Annotated in this window: 2 protein-coding genes; both read left to right on the top strand. The window is 43.8% G+C overall.

Annotated elements, in window-relative coordinates; all coding sequences use genetic code 11:
- Positions 1–279: 279 nt before the first annotated feature.
- Positions 280–642 (top strand): IS66 family insertion sequence element accessory protein TnpB, encoded by a 363-nt coding sequence (gene tnpB, locus GJ688_RS19410; RefSeq protein WP_155478147.1) that lies wholly within the window; start codon positions 280–282, stop codon positions 640–642.
- 128 nt (positions 643–770) lie between these two features.
- Entirely contained in the window at positions 771–2384 is a 1614-nt protein-coding gene (tnpC, locus tag GJ688_RS19405; RefSeq protein WP_155478146.1) for an IS66 family transposase, read from the top strand.
- The last annotated feature ends 157 nt before the right edge of the window (positions 2385–2541 follow it).

Genomic DNA, 2541 nt, shown 5'->3' with positions numbered 1-2541 from the left:
ACATTTGTCAAGACCGGCGGTTGCATATAAATTAAAGTTTACATAGGTCCATGCGTCAACTATCTTGACAAACACCGTGATCTGGGCAACAAAAGTGAATAAGGAAAGTCACGAAGAAGAAAAGCCGGAGCAAAAGCCACAGTGGGCTGAGGTAACATCTGCAAAAGAAGAAGATGTCAGAAGCGAGATTAAGCTACAATGTGGAAAATGGACAATTTGCGTAGAAACTGGTTTCAGTCCTACGCTACTTGCTGATGTAATCAAAGTTGTGAATGGCCTATGCTGAAAGACATCATGGACTATGATGGCATTTATCTCGCTTGTGGCTCAACCGATCTGCGGAGATCGGTTGATGGTCTTGCTATTATTGTAAAGCAAGATTTCAAGATGAATCCCTTTGCGAACTATCTATTTCTTTTTTGTAATAAGCAAAGAAATAGACTGAAAGGGTTAAGCTGGGATAGAAACGGTTTTATTTTGTACTATAAACGTTTAGATGGTGAAGGGGCTAGATTCAAATGGCCCAAAGACCCATCTGATGTAAGAAACATAACGGTCAAACAGCTTCGCCTTCTTATGGAAGGTATGTCTATCGATCCGCCAAAAGGCTTTGGCGAAGTCAAAGCGAGAGACTTCTGTTAAGGTAAAAGGTAAATATCATTGTAGAAAAGTCGCATTTATCTTTTCGTAAAGAGAATAAAGCCATGCTAAAATGGTTCAAATCCTTGGTATTACTGGGAAAGAAGGCATTTTCATGGTATAATTGAAGCATGGAAAAGATAGATTGCAAGGGTCTTTCGCCTGAAGTAACTGAATATATAGCAAGACTAGAAAAGCAACTACAAGAGCAGAATGCACAGTTGCAAGAACAGTCTAAAACTGTTGAAACACAGAAAGTGCAAATTGATCGACTGATGAACGTGCTGGCTAATTTTCAAAAGACCATGTACGGCCAATCCAGCGAAAAAAGCAAGTATGTTTTAGGGGAAGATCCCAATCAGATTTCCCTGTTCAATGAAGCAGAAGCCGAGGCAAAGATCAAAGCACCTGAGCCAGATAAAGTTTCTATTTCCGGCTATAGCCGGAAAGCCAAGCGCACAAAGGAAGAACTCGCAGCCGATGTGCCTGTCGTGGAGATCTTGTGCGAATTGGATAAAGACAAACTTGACTGTGAAGAATGCGGCGCAAAGATGCGCGACCTCGGTAAAGAGACGGTACGGGAAGAATTAGAAATCATTCCTGCACAGGTAAGAGTGCTGCGCTATATTCGTTTCAACTACGTTTGTGAAAACTGCGAGAAAGAAACGGGTGAAGCTACCATTGTCAAAGCCCCTACGCCCGCGCCGGTAATCAAAAAGAGCCTAGCTTCAGCGTCTACCGTGGCCCATGTCATGTATCAGAAATATGTAAACGCGATGCCTTTATATCGCCAGGAAAAAGACTGGGCAAACCAAGGCGTTGCTCTTTCGCGAGCAACTTTGGCAAACTGGATCATTCGCTCGGCCAATGACTGGCTGCAACCCCTATGGGAGAGGATGAAGTCCCATTTACTCCAGCAGCCTGTCGTTCACGCTGACGAAACTGTGATTCAGGTACTAAAAGAAGAAGGAAAAAAACCGTCATCAGAGTCGCGAATGTGGGTCTATTGTTCAGGCAGTACGAGTACAAAGCCCGTAGTGCTTTTTGAATATCAGCCTACACGCTCAGGCGAACACGCGAGACGTTTTCTTGAAGGTTTTTGTGGGTATCTGCAAACAGACGGATACAGTGGGTACGATAAGGTACCGTATGTAACCCGTTGTGGCTGTTGGGCTCATCAGCGGAGGAAATATGAGAACGCAATGCCGAAGAAGGCTGTTGAAGACTCCGCTGCAACGATTGGCTTTGAATACTGCAATCAACTCTTTGCCATTGAAAAAGAATTAGCAAAGCTCACTCCTGAGGAACGGAAAGAAAAGCGTCAAGAAAAATCCAAGCCTGTTCTTGAGGCTTATTGGTCATGGCTTGAAACAGTAAATCCGCTAAAAGGTTCTAAACTTGGTGAAGCAATTACATATTCAATCAATCAAAAAGATACACTTTGCGCCTTTCTCGAAGATGGACGCATTGAGTTATCTAACAACCGTGTGGAAAATGCTATCCGGCCGTTCGTCGTCGGAAGACGGGGCTGGTTGTTCAGCGACACGAAAAAAGGAGCCAATGCCAGTGCTGTCGTTTACAGCATGGTGGAAACGGCAAAGAGTAATAACCTCAATGTCTATATGTATCTAGTACATATCTTCAGCAAGCTGCCCGAGCTAGACTTCAAGGCCAATCCTGAGCTGCTTGGGGACTTTATGCCATGGTCTGATAAACTTCCAGATTATTGTCGCAAAACGAATTAAATGATATGATGCCGAAAACCCGGTACGATAAGTCGTACCGGGTTTAATTTTTTCAAGGCACCCGATTATTAAGCGCTTACGTTGAAGCCAAACGAGTGGGAATTCGGTTGAAGCACCGACATAAACAAAAGAGGATCGCTTAACAGCGGTCCTCCTT

Origin of the sequence: Heliobacterium mobile, from assembly GCF_009720735.1 — a bacterium.
Taxonomy (GTDB): Bacteria; Bacillota; Desulfitobacteriia; order Heliobacteriales; family Heliobacteriaceae; genus Heliobacterium; species Heliobacterium mobile.
This window is presented reverse-complemented; position numbering and strand designations above follow the sequence as displayed.

Bases quoted from the DNA above. Each gene is read 5' to 3' on its own strand.
- tnpB (WP_155478147.1), top strand. From the start codon at position 280: ATGCTGAAAGACATCATGGACTATGATGGCATTTATCTCGCTTGTGGC.
- tnpC (WP_155478146.1), top strand. From the start codon at position 771: ATGGAAAAGATAGATTGCAAGGGTCTTTCGCCTGAAGTAACTGAATAT.